The sequence below is a fragment of the Epibacterium ulvae genome, from assembly GCF_900102795.1.
Classification (GTDB): Bacteria; Pseudomonadota; Alphaproteobacteria; order Rhodobacterales; family Rhodobacteraceae; genus Epibacterium; species Epibacterium ulvae.
Map to the genome: position 1 here is coordinate 291,514 of NZ_FMWG01000002.1, position 23,951 is coordinate 315,464.

Annotated in this window: 25 protein-coding genes; 11 read left to right on the forward strand and 14 right to left on the reverse strand. The window is 52.7% G+C overall.

Features of this window, described 5'->3' with window-relative positions:
- Positions 1-52 precede the first annotated feature (52 nt).
- Positions 53-2,011 (forward strand): DNA topoisomerase IV subunit B, encoded by a 1,959-nt coding sequence (gene parE, locus BLP79_RS03905; protein ID WP_090216546.1) that lies wholly within the window; start codon positions 53-55, stop codon positions 2,009-2,011.
- 9 nt (positions 2,012-2,020) lie between these two features.
- Here parE and BLP79_RS03910 read toward each other — a convergent pair whose 3' ends face one another.
- Positions 2,021-3,076, reverse strand: a complete 1,056-nt coding sequence (locus BLP79_RS03910; protein ID WP_090216547.1) for a hypothetical protein — start codon at positions 3,074-3,076, stop codon at positions 2,021-2,023.
- 639 nt (positions 3,077-3,715) lie between these two features.
- On the opposite strand from BLP79_RS03910, the gene BLP79_RS03915 reads away from it, so the two are divergent.
- Positions 3,716-5,083 carry an MATE family efflux transporter gene (locus tag BLP79_RS03915; protein WP_232716285.1) on the forward strand — a complete coding sequence of 456 codons (1,368 nt, stop codon included), beginning with the start codon at positions 3,716-3,718 and terminating at the stop codon, positions 5,081-5,083.
- On the opposite strand, the gene BLP79_RS03920 is transcribed toward BLP79_RS03915, so the two are convergent.
- Positions 5,080-5,490 carry a hypothetical protein gene (locus BLP79_RS03920; RefSeq protein WP_090216549.1) on the reverse strand — a complete coding sequence of 137 codons (411 nt, stop codon included), beginning with the start codon at positions 5,488-5,490 and terminating at the stop codon, positions 5,080-5,082. The two genes, BLP79_RS03915 and BLP79_RS03920, sit on opposite strands and share 4 nt — an antisense overlap.
- 16 nt (positions 5,491-5,506) lie before the next feature.
- Complete coding sequence (locus tag BLP79_RS03925) at positions 5,507-6,724, reverse strand: pyridoxal phosphate-dependent aminotransferase (RefSeq protein WP_090216551.1); 1,218 nt, start codon at positions 6,722-6,724, stop codon at positions 5,507-5,509.
- Positions 6,725-6,850: 126 nt separating this feature from the next.
- Between BLP79_RS03925 and BLP79_RS03930 the strand changes: the two genes are divergently transcribed.
- The 3 genes from BLP79_RS03930 (at position 6,851) to BLP79_RS03940 (ending at position 8,085) form a co-directional block, all read left to right on the forward strand.
- Positions 6,851-7,246 carry a helix-turn-helix domain-containing protein gene (locus BLP79_RS03930; RefSeq protein WP_090216552.1) on the forward strand — a complete coding sequence of 132 codons (396 nt, stop codon included), beginning with the start codon at positions 6,851-6,853 and terminating at the stop codon, positions 7,244-7,246.
- Positions 7,243-7,512 (forward strand): FAD assembly factor SdhE, encoded by a 270-nt coding sequence (locus tag BLP79_RS03935; RefSeq protein WP_090216554.1) that lies wholly within the window; start codon positions 7,243-7,245, stop codon positions 7,510-7,512. The genes BLP79_RS03930 and BLP79_RS03935 overlap by 4 nt, the downstream gene beginning before the upstream one ends.
- Positions 7,513-7,587: 75 nt before the next feature.
- The gene (locus tag BLP79_RS03940; RefSeq protein ID WP_170830449.1) at positions 7,588-8,085 is read left to right on the forward strand and encodes a MarR family winged helix-turn-helix transcriptional regulator; all 498 of its coding nucleotides are present in this window, start codon (positions 7,588-7,590) and stop codon (positions 8,083-8,085) included.
- A 217-nt stretch (positions 8,086-8,302) separates the two neighbouring features.
- On the opposite strand, the gene BLP79_RS03945 is transcribed toward BLP79_RS03940, so the two are convergent.
- The 3 genes from BLP79_RS03945 to BLP79_RS03955 form a co-directional block, all read right to left on the reverse strand.
- Entirely contained in the window at positions 8,303-8,731 is a 429-nt protein-coding gene (locus BLP79_RS03945; RefSeq protein ID WP_090216558.1) for a VOC family protein, read from the reverse strand.
- Positions 8,732-8,766: 35 nt separating this feature from the next.
- Positions 8,767-9,663 (reverse strand): thymidylate synthase, encoded by an 897-nt coding sequence (thyA, locus tag BLP79_RS03950; RefSeq protein WP_090216560.1) that lies wholly within the window; start codon positions 9,661-9,663, stop codon positions 8,767-8,769.
- 153 nt (positions 9,664-9,816) lie between these two features.
- On the reverse strand, positions 9,817-10,134 hold the full coding sequence (locus tag BLP79_RS03955) for an ArsC/Spx/MgsR family protein (RefSeq protein ID WP_090216562.1): 318 nt from the start codon (positions 10,132-10,134) through the stop codon (positions 9,817-9,819).
- Positions 10,135-10,350: 216 nt separating this feature from the next.
- On the opposite strand from BLP79_RS03955, the gene BLP79_RS03960 reads away from it, so the two are divergent.
- The gene (locus BLP79_RS03960; RefSeq protein ID WP_090216564.1) at positions 10,351-10,557 is read left to right on the forward strand and encodes a cold-shock protein; all 207 of its coding nucleotides are present in this window, start codon (positions 10,351-10,353) and stop codon (positions 10,555-10,557) included.
- A 74-nt stretch (positions 10,558-10,631) separates the two neighbouring features.
- On the opposite strand, the gene BLP79_RS03965 is transcribed toward BLP79_RS03960, so the two are convergent.
- The 6 genes from BLP79_RS03965 to thrS form a co-directional block, all read right to left on the reverse strand.
- Entirely contained in the window at positions 10,632-11,114 is a 483-nt protein-coding gene (locus BLP79_RS03965; protein ID WP_090216566.1) for a dihydrofolate reductase, read from the reverse strand.
- A gap of 198 nt (positions 11,115-11,312) precedes the next feature.
- Positions 11,313-11,879, reverse strand: coding sequence for a DoxX family membrane protein (locus BLP79_RS03970; RefSeq protein WP_090216568.1), 567 nt, complete (start codon positions 11,877-11,879; stop codon positions 11,313-11,315).
- Between the two features lie 4 nt (positions 11,880-11,883).
- Positions 11,884-12,639, reverse strand: coding sequence for an HvfC/BufC N-terminal domain-containing protein (locus BLP79_RS03975; RefSeq protein ID WP_090216570.1), 756 nt, complete (start codon positions 12,637-12,639; stop codon positions 11,884-11,886).
- Positions 12,636-13,490 (reverse strand): MNIO family bufferin maturase, encoded by an 855-nt coding sequence (gene bufB / locus BLP79_RS03980; RefSeq protein ID WP_090216571.1) that lies wholly within the window; start codon positions 13,488-13,490, stop codon positions 12,636-12,638. The genes BLP79_RS03975 and bufB overlap by 4 nt, the downstream gene beginning before the upstream one ends.
- Positions 13,491-13,573: 83 nt before the next feature.
- Positions 13,574-13,879: a BufA1 family periplasmic bufferin-type metallophore gene (locus tag BLP79_RS03985; protein WP_090216572.1), complete on the reverse strand. Its 306-nt coding sequence runs from the start codon at positions 13,877-13,879 to the stop codon at positions 13,574-13,576.
- A 218-nt stretch (positions 13,880-14,097) separates the two neighbouring features.
- A complete protein-coding gene (thrS, locus tag BLP79_RS03990; RefSeq protein ID WP_090216573.1) occupies positions 14,098-16,044 on the reverse strand; it encodes a threonine--tRNA ligase in 1,947 nt (648 codons plus the stop codon).
- A gap of 318 nt (positions 16,045-16,362) precedes the next feature.
- Here thrS and BLP79_RS04000 point away from each other — a divergent pair, with 318 nt between their 5' ends.
- The 4 genes from BLP79_RS04000 to BLP79_RS04015 all read left to right on the forward strand — a co-directional run bounded on the left by BLP79_RS04000 (position 16,363) and on the right by BLP79_RS04015 (position 20,076).
- A complete protein-coding gene (locus BLP79_RS04000) occupies positions 16,363-17,745 on the forward strand; it encodes a DUF3179 domain-containing (seleno)protein (RefSeq protein ID WP_090216575.1) in 1,383 nt (460 codons plus the stop codon).
- 117 nt (positions 17,746-17,862) lie between these two features.
- On the forward strand, positions 17,863-18,600 hold the full coding sequence (locus tag BLP79_RS04005) for an alpha/beta hydrolase (protein WP_090216576.1): 738 nt from the start codon (positions 17,863-17,865) through the stop codon (positions 18,598-18,600).
- Entirely contained in the window at positions 18,600-19,193 is a 594-nt protein-coding gene (locus tag BLP79_RS04010) for a histidine phosphatase family protein (protein WP_090216577.1), read from the forward strand. The genes BLP79_RS04005 and BLP79_RS04010 overlap by 1 nt, the downstream gene beginning before the upstream one ends.
- A 136-nt stretch (positions 19,194-19,329) precedes the next feature.
- The gene (locus BLP79_RS04015) at positions 19,330-20,076 is read left to right on the forward strand and encodes an alpha/beta fold hydrolase (protein ID WP_090216578.1); all 747 of its coding nucleotides are present in this window, start codon (positions 19,330-19,332) and stop codon (positions 20,074-20,076) included.
- Here BLP79_RS04015 and BLP79_RS04020 read toward each other — a convergent pair.
- Together BLP79_RS04020 and phaZ are read right to left on the reverse strand one after the other, a co-directional pair.
- Positions 20,073-20,681 (reverse strand): DUF6151 family protein, encoded by a 609-nt coding sequence (locus BLP79_RS04020; protein WP_090216580.1) that lies wholly within the window; start codon positions 20,679-20,681, stop codon positions 20,073-20,075. The genes BLP79_RS04015 and BLP79_RS04020 overlap by 4 nt on opposite strands.
- A gap of 24 nt (positions 20,682-20,705) precedes the next feature.
- A complete protein-coding gene (gene phaZ / locus BLP79_RS04025) occupies positions 20,706-21,971 on the reverse strand; it encodes a polyhydroxyalkanoate depolymerase (protein WP_090216582.1) in 1,266 nt (421 codons plus the stop codon).
- A gap of 137 nt (positions 21,972-22,108) precedes the next feature.
- On the opposite strand from phaZ, the gene BLP79_RS04030 reads away from it, so the two are divergent.
- Entirely contained in the window at positions 22,109-23,908 is a 1,800-nt protein-coding gene (locus BLP79_RS04030; protein ID WP_090216583.1) for a PHA/PHB synthase family protein, read from the forward strand.
- The last annotated feature ends 43 nt before the right edge of the window (positions 23,909-23,951 follow it).

Below are 23,951 nucleotides of genomic sequence, written 5' to 3' on the forward strand. Positions count from 1 at the left end.
CCTGCCATAATGGTGCGAACCTAACACAACCTATCATGAGCAGATCATATCCATGGCAGACGACCTTCTCTCTACGTCCCAGGACGAGACCTATGACGCATCCTCAATCGAGGTTCTGGAAGGTCTGGAACCGGTGCGCCAGCGCCCGGGCATGTATATCGGGGGCACAGATGAGCGTGCGCTGCATCATATGGTGGCAGAGATCCTTGATAACTCGATGGATGAGGCGGTCGCCGGCCATGCCAACCGGATCGAGGTTGAACTGCATGCGGATTACACCGTTACCATTCGTGACAATGGGCGCGGCATTCCAATTGATCCCCATCCCAAGTTTCCCGAAAAGTCCGCGCTTGAAGTGATCCTGTGTACGCTGCACGCGGGGGGGAAATTCTCGGGCAAGGCCTATCAGACCTCGGGTGGTTTGCACGGTGTGGGCTCATCCGTGGTGAACGCGCTGTCAGATCTGATGGTGGTACAAGTTGCCAAAAACAAAGAGCTGTTTGAACAGCGCTTTTCGCGTGGTCTGCCACAAGGCCCGGTGGAAAAAATCGGCGCGGCCCCAAATCGGCGCGGCACGATGGTCACCTTTCATGCGGATGAACAAATCTTTGGCTCGCACCGGTTCAAGCCGAAACGCCTGTTCACGCTTGTGCGCTCCAAGGCCTATCTGTTTTCAGGTGTGGAAATCCGCTGGAAATCTGAAATTGATGATGGGGAAACCCCGACCGAGGCGACGTTCCATTTCCCCGGCGGCTTGCGCGATTATCTGAGCGAAGTTCTCGGCAAATCAACCACCTATGCGGATGCGCCTTTTGGCGGCAAGGTGGAGTTTCGCGAGAAATTTGATGCCCCCGGCTATGTGGAATGGGCGATCAATTGGACACCGTCGCGCGATGGCTTCACGCAGTCCTACTGTAACACGGTTCCCACGCCTGAAGGCGGCACCCATGTCACCGGGTTCTGGGCTGCGATTCTAAAAGGGATCAAGGCTTATGGCGAGCTGGTTGGCAACAAAAAGGCGGGGCAAATCACTCGGGATGATCTGATGGCGGGGGGCTGCGCGCTGGTCAGCTGTTTCATCGCCGACCCTGCCTTTGTGGGCCAGACCAAGGACCGTTTGTCGACCGAGGCCGCCAGTAAAATGGTGGAAAACTCGGTGCGCGACCATTTTGACAACTGGTTGGCCGCGGATACCAAATCCGCCGGTGCCATCCTTGATTTCCTGATCCTGCGCGCCGAAGAACGGCTGCGGCGCAAACAGGAAAAGGAAACCGCACGCAAATCAGCAACCAAGAAATTGCGCCTGCCGGGCAAACTGACGGATTGTACTGCGAAAAACCGCTCTGGCACCGAATTGTTTATCGTTGAGGGGGATTCAGCTGGCGGATCAGGCAAAGGGGCGCGCAACCGTGAAAATCAGGCGCTGTTGCCCTTGAAGGGTAAAATCCTGAACGTTCTGGGCGCGGCCTCCAACAAGCTGGGATCAAACGCCGAAATCCGCGACCTGTGCGAGGCGCTGGGCGTGGGTCTTGGCACCAAATTCAATCTGGATGATCTGCGCTATGACAAGATCATCATCATGACCGATGCGGATGTGGACGGCGCGCATATTGCGTCTTTGTTGATGACCTTCTTCTTTACCCAGATGCGCCCGCTGATTGATGGCGGCCACCTCTATCTGGCCTGCCCGCCGCTGTTCCGCCTGACCCAAGGGGCCAAGCGCGTTTACTGTCTGGACGAGGCCGAGCGGGATACGTGGATGGAGAAAGGACTGGGCGGCAAAGGAAAAATCGACGTCAGCCGCTTTAAGGGTCTGGGTGAAATGGACGCCAAAGACCTGAAAGAGACCACAATGGACCCAAAGACCCGGAAATTGATCCGGGTGACAATTGACGAGGACGAACCGGGCGAAACCGGCGATCTTGTCGAACGTCTGATGGGCAAAAAGCCCGAGCTGCGGTTCCAGTATATTCAGGAGAACGCGAAGTTCGTGGAGGAGCTGGATGTTTGAGGGCTATGACTAGTGTAGAAGGTGCCCAAAACCATCGTTCTTACCGTATGGTTTTAATTCACCTAATATTGCTCTCAGTCCATTCTCATCGATGGGCTGAGCAATCTCCATTCCTTCAAACTTCAGAACTCTAAGTACTTTGGTTTCCTTAACTCGGCCATCGAGAAATCGACTCGCCACTTGCACCACAAGTTCAGTGTTTTCTGAGAAGCTGATTTCCTTGCGATGGAGCATGTTCCAAAACTCTTTGTCCTCAACCGTAAAGAGTCTGATCTTGTCAGCGGAGTTTTTTCCTTTCCACTTCCGAATATGCTGATCGAGTTCTTCCAAGTTAGGTGAGGTAACGAGAAAGGTGTCGAGGGAAACTACCCATTCATCTTCATCCTCTTTTTCTTCGGTTGGCCGCCTTGGGCGTAAAGCTCTTTGTGGGAATTCATTTCGTGGAATTGGTGGAAGATCCTTTTCTTCGAAATCTATTGATGCGATTGAAGTGTCGTCGATGCACTTTTCGAACAGCTCCGCTTGAGCGTCTGTGAATGCAAACTTGGCACTTTCTGAAATCTCGAGTTGCTCTAGTTTTTCGCGTGGAGCTGCAAGAATAGATGAAGAGGCTTCAGACAGTACTGTAGCAACATGTTGGCAGGCGATTTCAACAGCTTTTTTTTCCAGTTCCTGCTGTTCCGCAGCTCCATTTGCGTGCTCTGATCTTTCTTTATATTCTCTAGCAAATTCGACAGCAATTTGAGCTGGGGCTTTGCCCGTGAGTTCCTTTATAACATCCTTTGCGATATCCGTTTCGAGTAGTTCAACAGCGGACCAAAAGGTGCCGTAAATACCAATTGCACTTACGCCAATAAATTTCGCACCTTTCACCACGACTCGTAGGACTTGACGTACACTGCCACTTTCTGGTGCGCAGACCACCAGTTCCAGATCTAGCTGCCCGTCAAAGAGCTCAGCGTTGAGTGCATCAAGAGTCCTTTGAGTTGACTGTGCTGATGCAATAAAAGCGTTTACGTTCATGTAGTGGTTCGGGACATCGAACCGAATGCGGATATGACTCAAAAAACTCTTCCTCTAGCTTAACTGCAACCTTTCCAAGAAAGTTCACGCAGTCAATCCTCAAAGAGGGTATTGTTCCGCTTCTTTGTGCGATTGCTAACGCCAAGGTCAGGCGCGGGCCGTGCCACTGCGTGCCACGGCCCAATTTGGCATACCCGCAAACATCGCATATTAGGCAAGCAGATCAGTGCGGGACGACGCTCGTCCACGCCACAAGCCTCCTCCATTGGCCATCGTGGCTTTCGTTGCATCCCCAGCGCACGCCCCTCTTGCCTTGCCTTAACGCTCATCCCTTATACTCTCACCGTCGCGACAAGATGATCAGGAGAGACCGGACACCCCAAACCACCCCCAGCGCTGAGGCGCAGAGGCAGGGTGCAGGATGGGTCCGTCAGGAGACGTTTCACCGGACGCGGGTGTTTTTCCCCGCCCAACCCTCCGCCCTTTATCGGCGGCCGCTGATTTTTACCGGACCAACACAGCCGCGCGTGCCGACGCGCTGATATGGATGACACCGGGAGCTCTCCCGAAACGCGACCCTGACCGAACCGGGGCTCGCGCCCGTTTGCACGTCTGACGGGAAATATCTCTCACCCAAAACACGCTCTTGTTTGCCCGCGTCTAAGGGCCTAAGCAATTGTCATGACACAGACGCTCTTCCAGCCTCCACAGATGACAGCCGCCGGACATGTCCGGGCCATTGCTATTTTGGGCCTGCCGCTGATCGGTGGGCATTTGGCGCAATTTGCGATTGGTCTGACGGATACCATCATGCTGGGCTGGTACGGAGTTGAAGCACTGGCGGCGGTGACGCTGGCCTCCAGCTATTTTATGGCGGTGTTTCTGTTTGGCAGCGGGTTTGCCAATGCGGTGATGCCGATTGTAGCGGCGGCAGTCGGGTCTGGAGACACGCGGCAGGTGCGGCGCGCCACCCGGATGGGGCTTTGGCTGTCGCTGGTGTTTTGCGCGCTGGCGATGCCGTTGTTTATCTGGGCCGAGCCGATTTTCCTGCTGATCGGTCAAAAGCCTGAGGTTGCAGCCCTTGCGGATGATTACCTTGCGATTGCGGGCTGGGGGTTGTTCCCCGCGTTGATGGTGGTGGTGTTAAAAGCGTATCTGGCGGCGCTTGAACGCACACAGGTGGTCTTGTGGATCACACTGCTGGCGGCTGCGGTGAATGCGCTGGCCAATTACATGTTGATCTTTGGTCATTGGGGCGCGCCGGAGTTGGGGCTGGCGGGGGCTGCACTTGCCTCTGTTGCGACCCAGATGGCAAGCCTTGTTGCGGTTTTTCTGTATTGTCGGCGCGCGTTGGTAGAGCATGCGTTGTTTGATAACTTGCACAGGGGCGACCCTGAAATGTTGCTGCAGGTGCTGCGTATTGGCCTGCCGATTGGATTGACAACCCTGTTTGAAGCCAGCCTGTTTACAGCATCTGCCGTGATGATGGGCTGGCTGGGCGCTGTGCCTCTGGCGGCCCATGGCATCGCGGTGAGCCTTGCCGGTGTGACCTTCATGGTTCACGTGGGATTGAGCAATGCAGCAACAATTCGCGCTGGAAATGCATTTGGACGCCGGGATCGCCCGCATCTGGAGCGGGGGGCTTTTGTTGTAACGTGCCTGTCGTTGATGGTTTCAGCGGTGGCCGTGAGTTTGTTTGTTTTTATTCCAGAGACGCTGATCTCGATCTTTCTCGATCAGAATGAACCCAGCCGGGTTGAAATTTTACAGGTTGGGATAGGTCTGCTGCTGGTGGCGGCGTTTTTCCAGCTGACGGATGGCTTTCAGGTCATTGCGCTCGGCCTGTTGCGTGGATTGCAAGACACAGGCTCCCCAATGATGATTGCCGTGTTTAGCTATTGGGGGGTTGGTTTGCCCGCCTCATATATCATGGGGTTTGTGTTTGACTGGGGCGGTATCGGGATTTGGATCGGGTTGGTTGCAGGGCTGACAACCGCAGGCATTTTGCTGACATGGCGCTTTTGGCGCTACAGCATCCGTCAGGTCTAGTCGTGCTCCGGGTTGGCTAGACGTTCCGATTTTTTACGGACCAGAACGGTTCGCAAATCATGCATGGCCATTAAAAGATCATCGGTCACAGCCTCTAGCTGCGTGTCAGACGCCCGCGATTGCGCCCAATGGGCGGCAAGGTTTAGGTGCTCTATCGTGCGATAGATATCATCCATGTCGCGTTTCTGGAGGAGCGTATTGCGCTCCTCCATCCAGGTGTTGATGGCCTGCAGATCATCTGGCGTCAGATCACGATCGCCGTGGGGTTTTATGTCGCCATTGCGAATATTGACCACGGCGATCTGGTCCATTTCGATCCGGCGATGACGGTTGGCGGCATCAATGCGAAACACAAAGGCTCCGTTTTCGCGGGTTCGGAAAAAATACTCTGATTTATCAACCGCCATAGTCACCTTACCTGTGTTATGTAAGCGCTGCGCAGAAGCGCTGAATACGCGTGCAGGCCTCATGCAGTGCTTCGTCTGATGTCGCATAGCTTACCCGGAAATTTGGGGAGAGACCAAAGGCTGCACCAAAAACAACGGCAACCTTTTCATCTTCTAACAATGCGGCGGCAAAGGTTTCATCGTCCTTGATGACTGTGCCGTTTGGCGTTGTTTTTCCGATCAGGCCAGCAATTGATGGGTAAACATAGAATGCGCCTTCTGGCGTAGGGCAAACGATGCCGTCGATTTCGCTGAGCATCGAGATGACCAGATTGCGGCGACGCACAAAGGTTTCGTTGTTGTGAGCAAGGTAATCCTGAGGACCATTTAAGGCTTCGACGGCAGCCCATTGGCTGACTGTGCACGGATTGGATGTGGATTGGGATTGCACTTTGCGCATAGCGGCGATCAGAGGTTGTGGACCTGCTGCGTAACCAATGCGCCAACCCGTCATTGCGTAGGCTTTGGAGACACCATTGCAGGTGAGCGTGCGGTCATAAAGGCCGGGTTCAACCTGTGCAGGGGTACAGAATTTAAAATCATCATAGGCCAGATGTTCATACATATCATCGGTCATCACCCAGACATGAGGGTGCCGTAGCAGAACATCGGTCAATGCTTTTAGCTCATCCCATGTGTAACCTGCACCTGTCGGGTTTGACGGGGAGTTGAAGATAAACCACTTGGTTTTAGGGGTAATGGCGGCCTCAAGCTGCGCAGCGGTGAGCTTGAAATTGGCTTCCAGTGTGGTTTCAACGGTGACCGGTGTGCCTCCGGCAAGCAGAACCATATCGGGATAGCTGACCCAGAAGGGTGCAGGGATGATGACCTCATCTCCGGGGTTTATTGTTGCCATCAAGGCATTGTAAAGCGTGTGTTTCCCACCGCTGTTCACCGACACTTGTGCTGGCGTGTAGCTCAGATCATTGTCGCGCTTGAACTTGGCACAGATCGCAGCCTTCAGTTCGGGGATACCATCGACGGCGGTATATTTGGTCTTGCCAGCATTGATCGCCTCAATTGCTGCGGCTTTGATGTTGTCAGGTGTTGTGAAATCGGGCTCCCCTGCGCCAAGACCGATCACATCTTCTCCGGCTGCTTTTAGGTCTGCTGCTTTCGCCGTCACTGCCATCGTTGGGGACGGTTTTACGCGGGACAGGGTTTCAGACAGGAAGGATTGGGGCAGGTCGGACATCGGGCGCCTCGATTTGTAAGTTGAATACATCTGTCTTAGGGTGCCACTAGCATGCGATCAAGGCGGCAGTCTGGATACGTACAATGCGCCCAAAAGCAAGTACAATGCGGCCGAAGGAGCAGCAGAATGAGCGAGACTGAGATTGATTGGTATGGGCCTGACACTGCTACGTTAGGGGATCGTATTTTAGCAGCGCGTGAAGCGGCTGGTATGACGCAAGCACAGCTGGCGCGTCGGATTGGGATAAAGAAAACCACGCTTGTGGGCTGGGAGGCAGATCTGTCTGAACCTCGGGCCAATCGTATGTCGATGATGGCGGGCGTTTTGAATGTTTCGATTATGTGGTTGATGACCGGCGAAGGAGACGGCATGGATGCGCCTCAGGCGAATACAGCGCCTGAGAACCTGAGTGAAGTCCTGCGGGAATTGCGTTTGTTGCGTGGTGAAATCCGTGCAAGTTCTGATCGTGCGGCCCGTCTGGAAAAACGTTTGGTAGCCCTAATGAACGAGCCCGTTACATGACGACCGAAGTACAAGAGCCCCATGAGATCCGTTTGAAGCGCCTTTATATGCGGTCAATCCGGCGTGGGATCAAAGAAATGGATATCCTTCTGCAAGGCTATGCTGATGCCAACCTTTCGCGTCTGAGTGCTGCGGATCTGGACCTTTATGAAGCTTTGCTGAATGAAAATGATCAAGACCTTTATCAATGGGTTACGGGCCAGGCAGAAGGGCCAGAACACCTGCAGACCCTGCTCAAAGAGATCTCGCAAACTTATGGAAAATAAAAGCAAACGGTCTTAACGTATTTTTCGGGAATTTTCTGCATTCTCAGTCTCAGCAAATTCGAGTCGGAGATGCGAATGAGTATGGAAATGCCAATTGGCCAGAAGGACACTAAGGGGTTCATGACTGGCTACCTTGAAGCACTAGCATTGGTGGAGCGTCTGCACCGCCTCTTGTTGGATGTGATCAAGGATGAATTTGAACGCGTCGGCGTTCTTGAAATCAACGCAGTTCAGGCTCTCTTGTTGTTCAACATTGGAGACAATGAGGTGACAGCGGGTGAATTGAAGACCCGTGGCTACTATCAAGGTAGCAATGTCAGCTATAACCTGAAGAAGCTTGTGGAAATGGGCTATATGCACCATCAGCGATGCGAAATTGATCGTCGCTCTGTGCGTGTGCGCCTGACAGCTAAAGGCCGTGAAATCCGTGATGTCGTGAACGAGTTGTTCTTGCGTCACGCCGAAGGTCTGGAAGCACGTGATGTCATCGGAAGCGAAGGCATTGCAGATATTACAGCGTCGCTAAAGCGCGTTGAGCGGTACTGGACAGATCAGATCCGCTATATCTACTAAATGTAGACGAATTGGGGAATTCCCTCTTCACTTGGGAGCGGCCAGAAAGGCCCGGACGACCCATTTGAAGAATGTTGCAGAAAGCAGCTGAGCGTAAAGATTACCGAAGGGCGATCTCCCGAAGTGGAGATCGCTCTTTTGTTTTATCGCGTATTGCACGCAATGCTGCGCGATATTGGCCGCGGAACACATGTATCTAGTCCCGGCTGTGACCGCCTTACCAATGACCGGTGTTTTCCATACTGGCCCAGGGTTCGGCGGCAGCAAGTGATTCCCCGTTTTGTAGCAATTCAATCGAAACGTTATCCGGTGAACGTACAAAGGCCATATGCCCGTCGCGGGGGGGGCGATTGATCGTGTACCCATTATCCTGAAGACGTTGGCAGGTTTCATAAATATTATCGACGCCGTAAGCGAGATGGCCGAAATGGCGGCTATCAGAGGGAAGACCTTCATCGCCGTCCCAGTTGTAGGTCAGCTCGACAGGGGCCTCCTCTTGGCCGGGGGGCGCAAGAAAGACAAGGGTGAAGCGCCCTGTTTCGCTCTCTTTACGTTTTGTCTCTTTCAATCCTAGCAATTCATAAAATGCGATAGATTTCTGCAAGTCTTTCACACGTACCATTGTGTGGAGATAGGTTAGGGGCATCTTATTCTCCTTTAGGTCTTGGGGTCATGATACGATCAGACCGCGACATCTGCTTTGATCGCGGGGTGTGGGTCGTATCCTTCGATCGCAAAATCTTCGATCTTGTAATCGTCAATGCTTGTGGCACGCTGTGCCAGAGCCATTTTCGGCAATGGGCGGGGCGTACGTGCCAGTTGCGCGCGTGCTTGATCAATGTGGTTGAGGTAAAGATGTGTATCTCCACCAAACCAGACGAATTCACCGGGGGTGAGGCCAGCCTGCTGCGCCAACATCAATTGCAGCGCTGTCGCACCAACAAAGTTAAAGGGCGCGCCCAGCAACAGATCAACAGAACGCTGGTACATGAGCGAATTTAGTCGGCCATCTGATGTCACATGATATTGATACACCATATGGCAGGGTGGCAGCGCCATCTGTCCCAACTCGGGCACATTCCAGCCGTGAAATAGCATACGGCGACTGCTTGGGTTTTCGCGCAAGGTTTTCACCAGAGTGCTGATCTGGTCATGCTCTTGCCCGTCTGCGCCCATCCATCGCCGCCACTGTTTCCCATAGACCGGGCCAAGCTCACCCCATTTGGCAGCAAAAGAATCGTCTTCAAGAATGCGCTGTTCAAAAGCCTCTTGCGAGATATCCTCGCCCGTTTTTCTGCGGTAACTGTCCAGCGGCCAGTCGCTCCAGATGCGGACATTTTCCTGTAACAGTGGCTGGATATTGGTGCCACCGGTCAAAAACCACAGCATCTCTTTTACCGCAGTTTTCCAATAGACCTTTTTGGTGGTCAAGATGGGAACGGTGCCATCTGACAGGTCGAAGCGCAGCATGGATCCAAAAATAGACCGGGTGCCCACGCCCGTACGATCAACGCGCTCGTCCCCGTGTGTTAAAACCCGCTCCATCAGGTCAAGGTATTGCGTTTCCGGATGTTGCATGCGCCTGTCTCCCGCTGCACGGATGAAATTCTTGCTCGGCGCCACCCTATGAGATGCAATCTCAGCCATCCAGTGGGATTGAGGGGAAAACGCGTAAACTGTTGAGATAAGGGCTGCGTTACATATAAAGTATCGCCCTCTTTGAATGTAAAATTAGGCGGTGGTAAGGGCTGCTTGGTTTGCTTTGTCCCAGCCAAGATACAATGTGTCGTCTATGACGATAAGGGGGCGTTTCATAAGTGTTGGATGTTCCATCAGTAGGTCCAGCCCAGGGCGTGCCCGCTGTTCTTCGCTCAGCTCGCGCCATGTGGTTGACCTGTTATTGACCAGTTTGCTGCCGAATTGATCATAGGCTTTTTCCAAAAGGTCGCGCGGCACGCCATCCACTCTTACGTCCAGAAACTCTGCCTCAGTTAGCGTTTTCAAGGCTTTACGGCAGGTGTCGCAGTTTTTTAAGCCAAATAGTTTCATTTTCGTTTCCTCTAAATTGCCGCGCCTGAGTACAATTTATGGTAGTGGCGCACTGTTTTTCTTGATTTTTACATTGACCGTGCAAAACTCGATTGTGGCGCACGATATAAGTCGGTGAAGGTGCTGTAATTTCTGCGGTCGCCTCGTTTCGCCGGTGTGTGTCGAACCTGTCGTGTTTTACGGCAGCAAGGAGCAAGGTAGAAGGAGACACGGGAAATGCCAACTGGCACCGTGAAATGGTTTAACACCACCAAAGGCTATGGCTTTATTGAACCTGAGGGCGGCGGCAAGGATGTGTTTGTGCACATTTCAGCGGTTGAGCGCTCGGGCCTGACTGGGCTATCCGATAATATGAAGATTGATTATGAGCTGACCGAAGGTCGCGATGGCCGCCAGATGGCGGGTGATCTAAAGCCGCTGTGATAGCATAGTCGATTGTTGCGATAGTCGCTGCGCCTTTGTGGGGGCGCAGCGAATTTATGTTTTCTGATCGAAGTCTACTGGACGATGCGTTTGTATTCGATCAGTTCGCATTGCGGTGCATCTTTCCGCAGTGTCAGGGTGTTTGTAATGCTCCAGTTGTCTGCTGAGAAGTCGGGGAAAAAGGTATCGGGGTGTTCGACTTCGATTTTGACTTCTGTGACCATGAGGCGGTCTGCGATGGGGAGACATGCGCGATAGATACCTGCGCCGCCGATTGCGTAGATACGAAAATATCCCTGACTGCGCGCTGCTTCTAATGCGTCTTCCAGAGTTGCACACACGAGATCTGCGCAAGTCGGGTCAGATGATACCACGATATTTAAACGGTTTTTCAGCGGTTTGATCGGCAGACTTTCCCAGGTGTTGCGGCCCATAATAATAGCGCCGCCCAAGGTTTCGCGTTGAAAGGCCTTTAGGTCTTCTGGCGCGTGCCACGGGATCGTGTTGTCTTTGCCAATTGCGCCATTCTTGTCTCGTGCAGCAATCAATGTCAGCATATATGCGCTTTCCCAATTTATTCTGTTGGTGATCTCTTTTTATCCCAACATCTGCTGTATGAATTTTACTGGGTGAAGTCAAAGTCAGGGATGGCATGTTGGTTGAGTTCGGATCTGAACTTTTCTTTACTTTGTGCATAAAAAACGCCTGCCTGAGAATCCCCAAGCAGGCGTTGATAGATCAATAAGGCTGATTTGTTAGGCGGTTACATCGCCTGCAACGCGTTTGCGCAACACTGTGTCAAGTGACACTGCACCACCGCCTTTGATTACAAGATACACAAGCACAAAGACCCAGAAGAGACGTTGGTCAAGAATAACTGCATCGGGCAAACGGTCAAACATAACGCCAAGAGTTTTGGCATCCGTTGCATGGTGGCCGTAGACATCCGTTAGAGATTGTACAACCACGAAACCGATCATACCTAGGGCGGAAATCCGTGTGGCCAGGCCTAGAACAAGCAGCAGAGGCAGAATAAATTCTGCATAGGTGCCAGCCATTACGACGGCCCAGTGGAACATGCCAAACTGGGACACGTCATAGCCTACGGCTTCCAGTTGCTTTGGGAAGATCTGGCTGTATGCGCCGATCGAGGGAGAGAAGAGCCCAAGAATACCATCTCCAAGTTTGGTGAGGCCTGAGTTCCAGTAATACAGCAGTAGCGTTGAGGCAAAAACAAAGCGTGCCAAAAGAGGCATAACCCAATCGCCAGCTTTTTCAATCAGCCGAAATACTGCATCGTGAAGGGAGACAAGTGCGTTCATGGTCTCATCCTTTCCTGTCAAATTCAATAAATGCACCGCCTTGGAGGAGCATCGTGAGTGGAGTTGTGAGGTCGAAAGAAGGGGTGCTTTGTAGGGCTACCTCGAAGGCCGTGCCAAAGCTAGCGCCATTTTGCAGCGCGATAATCCAATCAGCAGCGCCTTGAGGGAGCAATTGCACAACAGGATCAAATTCCGGGCGCGTGATGAGCACATCTTGCGCGCCTGACGCAGGCTTGGGTGCGTCGTCTTCAGTGTTAAACCGCCAGATATCATAAATGGGCCAAGAGGATTTTATGACTGTGACGGCAGGAGCAATGCGTGCATGCAGCGCCATCAGATCTTCTGGTGCCAAGTCTGACAAAAATGCAGCATCAGCCATAGCTGTGTCCGCAGCGTGGTAGGCGCGGCGCATCTGCAATTCGAGCCGCGCAATATCGGGAAGGTATCCAAGATGTGCAAGCTGCGGCATTTGTGCAAGGAACGCTGGAAACTCTGCTCCATAGAACATCATCAACGGTGATGTGGGTGGATGTGCACGCAGGAAAAGCCCTGCAAGACCATCCATATTCTGCGTGCCAAGCAATTTGGTAATGACTGGAAATGCTTGGTGCATTGCCTCTGTCAGGGATACGGCGACGTTATTGCGATAGACATTAAACCGACGACCGGCAGGGCGTTTGTTCCCATCAATCAGCCCCTCTGGAACGGGCTGTGCCGCATCCATCATTGCCCCGGTGAATAGGTTTTGCGGGACAGTCATGCGATCACCCGTTGCAAAGCATCATGAGCCCGTGCGGCTTCTGCTTCCAGAATGCTCCATTCTGGCACGTCTGTATCCCATTCAACCAGTGTAGGTTTGGGGCCTGAACGTTCCAGTGTGTGATCAAGTAAAGACCAAACCGGGTCTACGACCTCACGGCCGTGGCTGTCGATGAGAAGAGGCGCACCATGATCATCAGTATCTTCATCGTGCCCGCCAAGATGAATTTCGCCGACTTTTTCAAGAGCAAAGGCATCGATATATTGTTGAGGTGAAAAACCAAGATTCGTTGCCGACACAAATACATTGTTCACATCAAGCAAAAGGCCGCAGCCTGTGCGCTTGCTGACTTCTGCTAGAAACGCGGGTTCTTCCCAAGTGCTTTCTTCAAAAGCAAGATAGCTGGATGGGTTTTCGAGCAACATCGCGCGGCCAAGCGTATCTTGCACCTGATTGATATGATCGCAAATCCGAGCAAGCGTTGCATCGGTATAGGGCAAAGGCAGAAGGTCGTTGTAGAAATGGCTTTCGTGGGTCGACCATGCCAGATGTTCAGAAAAGCTTGCAGGATTGAGCCAGCTTACCAGATGTTTCAGTCGGGCCAGATGGTCTGCATCCAGCGGCGTTTCACCTCCAATGGAGAGGCCAACACCATGCACAGAAATAGGAAAACGTTCTGCTAGATGGCGGAGCTGTGCCAGCGGACGGCCACCATCCCCCATATAGTTTTCAGCATGGATTTCGAGCCAGCGTACAGACCCTGAATTTTCGATAATATCCTGAAAATGTTGCGGCTTATAGCCGACGCCAGGAGAAGGTGGAAGGTGGTTGAAGTTTGTTTGGTCCAACATCGGTGCCTCCGATCCAGTCTCTGTGGCAAGCAATGGGGCGGACTGTTTAGATCCGCCCCAGCGCGAAAGTCTTTGATGCAGGCTTATGCAGGCAGGTCGCGTGTCTGCTCTTCCAGAGAGCCTTCACGTGGTGTGCCGTCTGCCATTGCAGGCAGTTCGATTGATGTGCAGGTGCCCGCGTCAACCAGTGTCCAGGCGTTGCCTTGGTAATCAACGGTTGAGGTGCCCGCGCAGGTGGTGCCGGGGCCGGCTGCGCAATCGTTCTGACCTGCCAGAGAAATGCCGTAGCATTTTTCTTTGGACTGTGCAGAAGCTGCACCGGTCAAAGTTGCGGTCATTGCGGCTGCGACTGCGCCAGCAACGGCGATAGATTTTGCTGTGTTCGACATCTCAATGGTCCTTTCGGTAATACATGCGGTGTCGTGATGACATGGAAACACTAACCCGAAGTTTCACAGCATTGAAATCACGAGCTTGTGTGTCACGTCCGCGTCAACACCTGTGACGCATAATAGCTGCAAAGCCTGCGTGACGTTAGGAAAATTTCATGTCTCTACCAAAAAAACGGCCCCCGAAGGAGCCGTTTGAAACAGTTGATTACGAATTGTTACAAAAGATCTGGAGGTGTTGCCTCTACGGCAAGGGCTTTTGTTACATCTTCCAACGCCTGTACGCTGGTTTTCTTCTCGCCCAAGCGCCGCACTGATACGGTACGCTCTTCGACTTCCCGATGTCCGACAGCCAGAATGACCGGAACTTTGCCCAAGGAATGCTCTCGCACCTTGTAGTTGATCTTTTCGTTGCGGGTGTCGGCTTCGACACGAATGCCTGTAGCGCGTAGGGTGTTGACCACCTCATTCACATATTCATCTGCATCCGACGTGATCGAAGCCACAACCACCTGACGCGGTGCCAGCCAGAACGGGAGCTTACCTGCATGTTCTTCGATCAAAATGCCGATGAAACGCTCAAACGAGCCTAGAACCGCGCGGTGCAACATCACGGGGCGGTGTTTGTTGCCGTCTTGTCCGATATAGCTGGCATCCAAGCGTTCGGGCAGGTTTGCGTCCACCTGAATGGTACCACACTGCCAGGTTCGGCCGATCGCGTCGGTTAGGGTGAATTCAAGTTTGGGGCCATAAAAAGCGCCTTCGCCCTCGAGGATCTCATACTCATGACCGGCAGCCTTACAGGCTTCACCCAGTGCTTTTTCCATGTGATCCCAGGTTTCATCCGTGCCGATGCGCTTTTCAGGGCGGGTCGAGAGTTTGATCGTCCAGTCGTTAAAGCCCAGATCACCGTAGATCTTTGACAGGAAGTCAATGAACTGGGCGGTCTCGGCTTCGATCTGCTCATCGGCGCAAAAGATGTGACCATCGTCCTGCGTAAAGCCGCGCACGCGCATAATACCGTGCAGAGCGCCAGAGGGTTCATAGCGGGCGCAGGACCCAAATTCTGCCATGCGCAGCGGCAGATCGCGGTAGGATTTCAGGCCTTGATTGAACACTTGCACGTGGCAGGGGCAGTTCATGGGTTTCAGCGCGTTTACGGCTTTTTCTCGGGCATGGTCTTCGTCCACTTCGACGATGAACATGTTTTCCTGATACTTGTCCCAGTGGCCGGATTTTTCCCAAAGTTTGCGATCCACCACCTGCGGTGTATTTACCTCAACATAGCCGCCTTTGTCTTGTTGACGGCGGATGTAGTCTTGTAGGGTGGTGTAAATGCGCCAGCCGTTTGGGTGCCAGAATATCTGACCTGGGGCTTCTTCCTGCATGTGGAAAAGACCCATTTCCTTGCCGAGTTTGCGGTGATCCCGCTTTGCGGCTTCTTCCAGCATGTTGAGGTGCTGTTTCAGCTTTTCTTTGCCGCTGAAGGCCACGCCATAGATCCGTTGAAGCATGGCACGATCACTGTCACCGCGCCAATAGGCACCGGCGATGGACATCAGTTTAAAGGCATCGCCCGGAACCTGGCCAGTGTGCTGCAAATGCGGACCGCGGCACAGGTCCTGCCAATCGCCGTGCCAATACATGCGCAAAGGTTCATCGCCGGGAATGCTCTCGATCAGCTCAACCTTATAAGGTTCGTTGTTATCCGTGTAATACTGAACAGCGCGATCCCGATCCCAGATTTCGGTGGTGACCGCGTCACGCTTGTTGATGATCTCGCGCATCTTTTTTTCGATGGTGGCTAGATCTTCAGGAGTAAAAGGTTCGGCGCGGTCAAAATCATAATACCATCCGTCTTTGATGACAGGACCGATGGTGACTTTGGTATCGGGCCAGATCTCTTGCACGGCGCGGGCCATGATATGCGCAAGGTCGTGGCGGATCAGCTCATTTGCTTGATCTTCGTCCTTGAGCGTGTGAATGGCAACTGTGCTGTCCGCCTCAATTGGCCATTGCAGGTCCCAGTGCGCACCATTTACGGTGGCTGAGATCGCTTTCTTTGCAAGAGATGTGGAAATATCTGCGGCCACTTGCGCGGCTGTTACACCTGCGTCAAAGCTGCGCGCGTTGCCATCGGGAAATGTGAGGGAAATCTGGGCCATGTGCCTGGCTGCTCCTCGTCGTTTTGGCGCCTACAAAGCGCCCGGTTGCGGGTATGGTTCGCGGCCTTGATGACCAAATGCGCTGACAAGGTCAAGACGATAGAGCGCGTATGGTCTTTTTGGTGACGGTTTGATGTGCCCACAAATGGAAAACAGGAGCGCGCGCTGGTTTTTCTGATCACTGCGATTTGAGGCAAAGGTGATTGGATTACCGCAACGTAAAACGTGATGCTGAGACATCGCTTGCTGTTGCAATGTGGCAGATCGCCTCTGTCTGTAGCGGTAAGTCAACATATGGTTTGGCGAAAGGACCCTTTGATGTTGCACCGTTTGAAATTGACCCGTTCTCTTTTGCTGGCCACGGTTGCTGCCATGCCATTGCTGATTGGCACACCAACATTTGCCCAAGAGGCGGGGGCTTTGCCGGATTACATTGTGAAAGAATTTGGTAAACCGCCTGCAATTCCGACGGGCGGGTATTCACCAGAGCTAGAAGAAGCCTTTCAGGTGGCATTTGTCGACAGTGTTGCGCAGTCTTCTTGGGGACGTGATCAGACGGTTGCTTTAGAGCAGGTTGCGGCCTCGGGTGATCCCCGTCTGGCCTGGGTGATTGCGGACCTGATGCGGTTCGTTTCTGGTCCTGATCTGTCGCGGCAATTGTCGGATGCGGCGGCAACCTTGCTGGACGTGAGATCCCCGCGCCGCAATCAGTGGGGCGTGATCACGGACCATCTCATTGCTTGGGATATTCCAGAGCCTCCCGGATATCTTGCCCTGAAGCGGGCTATTTTCACTCAAACTGTGCCGGGGTGGGATAAAATTTTTGTCGAAGGTGAAATCGACTGGCGATTGGTCTCATGGGGGGGCGTTTTGATTGATGATCGTGCCTATGACACTACGGATGAGCGTTGCAATTGTATTCCAGCGGCTGACAACCCCGAAGTCACCAGCGCAGAAGAGGCAACCTGGCTTGATGATGACGATGTGGTGTTCGGGGTCGAGGTCAACGGAGAGTACCGTGCCTATCCCCGCCAGATCATGGAAGTCCGCGAGATGGTGAATGACACGCTGGGCGGACGTGATCTGGGTATTCCTTACTGTACGCTGTGCGGTGCGGCACAAGCCTATTTTACCGATGATGTCCCACGGGGGGTGAAACGGCCTGTTTTGCGCACATCGGGGCTGCTGATCCGGTCCAATAAGGTGATGTATGATATCACCAGTCATTCTGTTTTTGATACGTTTTTGGGTAAGGCTGTGACTGGGCCTCTGGCGAAGAAAGGGGTGACGCTGAAACAGGCAAGTGTTGTCACCACGACCTGGGCCGATTGGAAAGAGGCGCACCCTGAGACGACGGTGCTTGCGGAAGAGCTGGCCTTGGGGCGGGATTTTGATTTCCGCAATGGTCGCGACGCCAATGGACCGATTTTCCCGGTGGGAGATGTCGACCCGCGATTGTCTGTACATGAAGACGTGATTGGGGTGGTCACGGCATCTGGGCGTCCGGTTGCATTTCAGCGCAGCAAAGCGGTCGCGGCGCTGTCACGCGGGAAAGACATCACATTTGAAAATGTGCGCCTTGTTCTGGATGGCGGTGGCGTAAAAGCTGTGAGCACGGATGGTGCAAGTGTCGGAAGCCATCAGGCCTTTTGGTTCGCCTGGTCACAGTTCCATCCCAACACAGAACTGTGGTCCGGATGATCGCGGCATCATTTGAATGACATTTGGCGCAGGTCTTTGGACCTGCGTTTTCTATTGGGAAAGGGCTTTGGCGAATCTTTGCCCCCGTGTCATATCCAGTAAAAAGGGAGCGCTGATATGGGCATTCAATTTCTGGAAACCAATGAAGGGCGGCGCATCGCCTTTCACAAACATGCAGGGCAGGGCCCTTGTATTTTGTTTTTGGGCGGCCTGAAATCAGATATGGAGGGCACCAAAGCGGTGCATCTTGAGGCCTGGGCCAAAGCGCAGGGACGTGCCTTTGTGAGGTTTGATTACTCCGGTCATGGGCAAAGCTCTAACACTTTTGAAGAAGGCGCGATTGGTGATTGGCATGAGGACACGCTGGCGGTTGTCGACCAATTGATTGAGGGGCCGATTGTTGCGGTTGGCTCATCCATGGGCGGTTGGCAGGCGCTGTTGCTGTCAAAAGCGCGGCCTCAGCGCTTGAAGGCGCTGGTGACAATTGCCGCTGCGCCTGATTTCACCGAGGATGGCTGGTGGCAGAACTTTGACGATGATCAAAAAACGGCCTTGGATCAGCAAGGTTATGTTGATTTGCCCAGCGATTATATGGAACCGTTTCGTGTGTCCAAACGGATGATTGAAGATGGGCGCGCGCATCTGGTGCTGCGTTCTCCTTTAAATCTGCCATTTCCCGTGCGGTGTTTGCAGGGCACGGCAGACACTGCCGTGTCTACGGAAACGGCCTTGACCCTTTTGGAACACGCCAATTGCGAAGACATGCGCTTGCACTTGGTGAAGGATGCGGATCATCGGTTTTCGGATGAAACATGCCTTGATCTGATCGAATCCGCTGTCAAAGAGGTGCTTTGATGCGGCGTTTGCTGTTCATCACACATGCAGATGTGTTGATCGACCCAAACGTTCCGGTTGAACGATGGCCACTGAATGACAAAGGGCGTGCGCGTCATGAAGCGTTTTCAAATGCGCCCTGTCTTGATGGTGTCTTGACTGTTTATTCCAGTGCGGAGCAAAAAGCGCTGGATGGTGCTGAGATTTTGTCAAAAGCACGCGGCATTCCACATCGTATTGAAACCTTGCTTCACGAAAATGATCGCACCGCGACTGGTTTTTTGCCGCCTGAAGACTTTGAACAGGCTGCAGATGCTTTTTTTGCGCACCCAACTGAAAGCATGCGGGGGTGGGAGCGTGCTTGCGATGCACAGGCGCGTGTTGTCTCTGTCTGTCAGCAGATCGCGCGCACCGAGACTGAAGGTGATATTGCGATTGTTGGCCATGGCGGCGTCGGGGCGTTGTTGCTGTGTTATGCGGCAGGTGTCGAGATATCGCGCAGCTATGACCAGCCGGGACGTGGTGGCGGGAATGTTATTATTTTAAGCCTGCCGACGCTCTCGGTGATAGAAAGCTGGCAGTCGCTTGAGACGTTAAGCGAGAAAACTTCGTAAAATACGCTGCATTTGCTTGTGGTTGTGTATTTAAATTCTCTTCTTTTAGGGCACAGTTTGAGAGACAGTTAAACCTAACGCGATCGCTCGGCTCTTTGTTGGGGCTGAGCAAACACAAATATCAAGAGAGATGAATATGCAGCCAGTGCCAGATGCGATTGATCCTCTTGTCTTTATACCGGGCATGATGATGGATGGGCGATTGTTTCGTCATCAAAATCTGGCGCTTAACCCTGAGCGTGCGACGATCAGCTTTCTACCGATAGGAGAAGATCGCATCGAAGCTTTGGCTGAGCGTGCTCTGGCGCAACTGCCAGAACGGTTTGCGCTTGTTGGCCATGGGCTGGGGGGGATTGTTGCAATGGAAGTGGTGCGCCGCGCACCTGCGCGTGTGTTGCGGTTGTGTTTGATGTCGACCTCACCGTTGCCGGAAAGCCCGACGCAAGCCTCTGAACGAGAGCCATTGATTATCGGAGCGCGCACGGGGCGTCTGCTTGAAGCTGTGAAAGCCAACCTGTGTGCTGATTGGATGGCACCGGGTGCGGGGCGACTGACATTATCTGAAGAGATTTTACAGATAGGCCTAGAGCTTGGTGCAGATGTATTTGTTCAACAATCTCGCGCGTTACAGCGACGCGCGGATCTGCAAAGTGCTTTGCGACGTTTTAAGGGGCCATCACTGGTGCTGTGCGGAGAGCATGATCAATTGTTCCCGCTAAAGCGCCAAAAGCTTTTGGCTGATCTATTGCCGCATTCGCAACTACAGATTATTCCGCACGCCGCGCATATGGCGCCTCTTGAAAATCCTGTTTTGGTGACACAGGCGCTGGCAAACTGGTTGTCCTGGCCCGCTGAAGAAACCGGTCTTGCGCGGGATGCTTAGCGATCCAATGCGGCGCGCTCTTTCTGGCTGAGTACGAAAGGTTCACTGACCGGTGTTTTGGTTTCCATGTTGAAAAACGGGTTTTCTTTCCAGCGGCCAGACAGGCGCGCGCTCACAATTCGGTTTACCAGCGCCATGCCAAATTGCATCACGCCCTCGGTTCGTGGTGGGCCATTTTTTTGAGGCACAAAGGCTTTTACGCGGGCAGGGCCCAATGTCTCGGGGTGTTTGCAGAACCGCAATTGGAGCGCACAAAGCGGGATATCCGGTTTGGGCAGTGTTGTGGCTATGGGGGTGTTGCAGCACGTCGTATGCCAACGCAGTGGTCCCCGCTTTGACAGCCGAAAGACACGTATATGTTCTATGCCGTTGGTAAACAAAAGACCGTCTGGCGACATGTGTAACAGTTCAATACCGGATGCCTTTGGCGTGATTTGCGCTTCAGACTCGCGGCGCAAATAGGTGTCAGCCGCACGACAATCTCCACAAAAACAGGTTACACGGGTGGCAGCTTTTACGGCTTCAAGAGACGCAACAGCTGTCACCTTGCCACAGTCGCAAGAAAGCTCCTGAGTCTGCGGCGGGAATTTCTGACGCCCAAACATCAAAATCCTCGAAGTTGGTGCGTGCTATTCTGCAGCTGTTTTCTGATTTGGAGCTGTGGTTCGGCTGTTGGAGTTCATGAAATCGATCACCAATGGGCGAATGTTGTTGCGCCAGCTGCGGCCCGCAAAGATACCATAGTGACCTGCATTGGGTTCGACATGGCTCGCCTTTTTACTGTCATCCAATCCAGTACACAGATCAAGCGCTGCAATGCATTGACCGGGGGCGGAAATGTCGTCTTTAGCACCTTCAACGGTTTTAATCGCCACATCCGTGATCTTGCTTAGATCGACCTTATGGCCATTCACCACAAATGCGTTCTTTGCGATTTCGCGGTTTTTAAAGATGCGTTCAACGGTCGAAAGATAGAATTCGGCGGGCATGTCCATCACCGCAAGATATTCGTCATAGAACCGGTTGTGCGGATCGTGGTCTGAGGCGTCTCCCTGTGCGACGCGCCCAATCTGGTCTGCAAAGGCTTTTGAATGACGTTCCATGTTCATCGACATGAACGACGAAAGTTGCAGTAGGCCTGGGTAAACTTTACGTCCAACGCCTTTGTATTTAAAACCAACACGTTGGATTGCTGTTTCTTCCAGCTGGCCCATGGTGACACGGCGCCCAAAATCAGTCACATCAGTTGGGGTTGCGTCCGGGTCAACTGGACCGCCGATCAGGGTGAGGGAGCTGGGCTGTGCCTTTGGGTCTTGCTCTGCAAGGTAGGCCGTTGCGGCAAGGGTCAAAGGCACGGGCTGACAGACCGCGACGACATGAATATCGTTGCCAAGTTCGCGCATGAAATCGACAAGATACTGTGTGTAATCTTCCACATCAAATTTGCCCGCTGAGACGGGGATGTCGCGCGCGTTATGCCAATCCGTGACATAGACTTCGCAGTTTTCCATCAGGCTTTTCACGGTTGAGCGCAGCAGCGTAGCATAATGCCCGGACATTGGTGCGACAAGCAGGACGCGGCGGGGTTGTGGTTTGCGGCCAGCAACATGGAAGTGGATCAGATCTCCGAAAGGACGCTCTACCACAGTGTCCACTTCTACAAGATGATCTTTCCCATCTTCGCAAGTTACGGTATGAATACCCCAGTCTGGTTTTACGATCATACGCTGAAAAGTTCGCTCGGTCACTTCGCCCCAAGCAGCCATCCAGCTCAGCGCTGGGTTCGGGATCGCCGAGAAGCACGGAGAAGAGGCAAAGGATAACGCGGAAGCCCCCAGCCATTGGTTGGTGTTTCGCATCGTTTCCATCAGGTCATATGCTACCATGTACCGCATCTGGCTCTCCTCAATGTGCCACACCTTGCAGGAATTTTTCGATAAGAAGGATCACCCTCTCGGAGTTCGCTCTCTTTGTCGTAAAATACCCAGGCCGCTATTCTGCATAGCAGAAAGACTAGGAGGGATTATTTAAGATGACAACAAGTGAAGACGTTTCAAAAGTGGGTTCGCCAGAACATGTTGATCTTCTTAAGGAAAACATGTCTCGTGTCGATGAGCTATCCAAGCGATTGGCACAAGCAGTGGCACTTAAAGAACCACATAACCCGGGATTGGATGGTCCGAATCAAGAATTGTTTGCGCGTGCGGCGACGGCATATTGGGCTGAGATGTGGCAGAACCCGGCGCGTTTGATGGAACAGCAAGCCGCCTATTGGGGGCAAACGATGGCAAATTTTGCTGAGGCGCAGAATGCGGCCAAAGCAGAAGACGAGATTTCAGAGTCAGCAATCTCGGATCGGCGTTTTTCCCACGGTATGTGGGAGAGCAATCCTTATTTTAGATATATCAAGCAACAGTATTTAACCAACGCCAATGCCATTCATGAGGCGGTTGAAGAGGTCGACGAGCTTGAACCGATCGATAAAAAACGCTTGCGGTATTTTGCGGATCAGATTGTCCAGATGATGGCTCCGACGAATTTTCTGGCGACAAACCCAGAAGCGCTTGAACGGGCCCTGGAAACAGATGGTCAATCGCTTGTTGATGGGTTGGAGAACCTGGTTGCGGATCTTGAAGCCAACAATGGCGAAATGATCGTTCGCCTGGTGGATGAAAACGCCTTTGAGGTGGGCCGCAACCTTGCGACGACACCGGGGGATGTGGTTTTTCGCAATAAAATGCTGGAACTGATCCAGTATCGTCCAACGACTGAGACAGTTCATCAGACACCGATCGTGATGTTTCCACCTTGGATCAACAAATATTATATCCTCGATCTGAAAGAGAAAAATAGTTTTGTGAAATGGGTGACAGATCAGGGCTACACATTGTTTGTGGTCTCATGGGTCAACCCGGATGAGAGCTATGCCGATGTTGGCATGGAGGAATATATCCAAGATGGATATTTGAAAGTCATCGACGTTGTAAAAGAAATCTGTGACGTGCCACAGATCAATGCGATCGGATATTGTATTGCTGGAACAACGCTGAGCCTGACCTTGGCCTTGCTGAAGGCGCGGGGCGACAAATCTATAAAGTCAGCCACTTTTTTCACTACGCTGACTGATTTTTCAGATCAGGGAGAGTTCACACCCTTTCTGCAGAATGATTTCATTGACGGGATCGAAGAACAGGTGAGCCATGACGGGATTTTAAAGTCTTGGATTATGGCGCGTACCTTTTCGTTCCTGCGTTCGAATGATTTGATCTATCGGCCGGCCATACGCAGTTACATGATGGGAGAGGCGCCGCCTGCTTTTGATCTTTTGTTCTGGAATGGGGATGGATCCAATCTGCCGGGCAAAATGGCGATGCAATATCTGCGTGGTCTGTGCCAGCGCAATGAATTTGCGGAAGAGGGGTTTGAACTTCTTGGTGAGACGCTCAAACTGAAGGATGTGGATGTACCACTTATGGCGATCAGCTGTGAGACAGATCATATTGCGCAATGGACGGAATGTTTGCGCGGCGTGCAGCAGATGGGATCTCGCAGCAAGACCTTTGTCGTTTCCCAATCAGGGCATATCGCAGGGATTGTGAACCCGCCCAACCGGAACAAGTATGGCCACTATACCAATACCAAACTCAAGGGGAGTGCTGCTGAATGGATGGAAGGTGCCACCTTTAACGAGGGATCGTGGTGGCCGCTGTGGTCAAATTGGTTGAAAAAACGGTCCGGCAAGCAGGTTCCAGCGCGAAAACCGGGCAGTGAGTCGTCTCCAGCGCTACAGGATGCGCCCGGAAGTTATATTTTGATCAAGGCAACTGATTGATTTTGCGGGTTTTGCGATAATTTTTCTGCGATGCAGCATAAAA